Source organism: Bartonella sp. AA86SXKL, assembly GCF_042196885.1.
The window spans coordinates 1-727 of sequence record NZ_JBHIRE010000312.1; the positions used below are offsets into that span (position 1 = coordinate 1).

Consider the following 727-nt stretch of genomic DNA (forward strand, 5'->3'; position numbering starts at 1 on the left):
TACCGTCGATACATGGTCTAGAACGGCATATAGCACTCTGCAGGATGATGCGGGCTTTTATGTAGATGGTCTTTTATCCTATGGTCTGTTCAAAGGAGATGTGGTTACTCTTGCCCGTGGTAAGACAGCAACATTAAAGAGCAAACCTCTCAGTGTTTCCTTGACAGGTGGTCAGTCATTTGCAACAGGATATGAAGGTTTTGTTGTTGATCCTCAAGTTCAGGTTGTTTATCAAAATCTCCAATTTGATAAGGCCCGTGATATCGATAATTTTGATGTTGAGATGGGAAAACTTGATCAGTGGGTAGCACGTGTTGGTGGACGTTTGAGCAAGTCTCCGACAGGATCTGAGGGAATAAGCGCTACTTCCTTCTATGGTAAGCTTTATCTTGTCCATGGATTTAGAAAAAAACAATCTGTGCATTTCAAAGATGCTTTCCAGTTAGGTGCTTTTGGTTCTTCCCTAGAAGCTGGATTAGGCTTTAATACTCGGTTGTCTCCAAAGTTTGCGCTTCACGGTGATGTTGTTTATCAGCAGAAGCTTACGAAGGCTGGTTTTTCAGGAGCGAGTTTTTCTGGGGGACTGCGATATCAGTTCTAGGCTACGAGACAATATAGACAATATGTACTTTGATATAAGAGGCAGCACAGTGTGCTGCCTTTTTTATATAAAACTTACGTTGATTTTTCAAAAGCTTCTTTCCCTTTTGATATTGACCAAAAAATC

General features: G+C 41.1%; 1 protein-coding gene. It reads left to right on the forward strand.

All coding sequences use genetic code 11. The annotated features are described in order from the left end of the window. A partial coding sequence (locus ACFIO5_RS11740; RefSeq protein WP_375705506.1) for an autotransporter outer membrane beta-barrel domain-containing protein occupies positions 1-601 on the forward strand: 601 nt, incomplete at its 5' end. Positions 602-727: the final 126 nt, after the last annotated feature.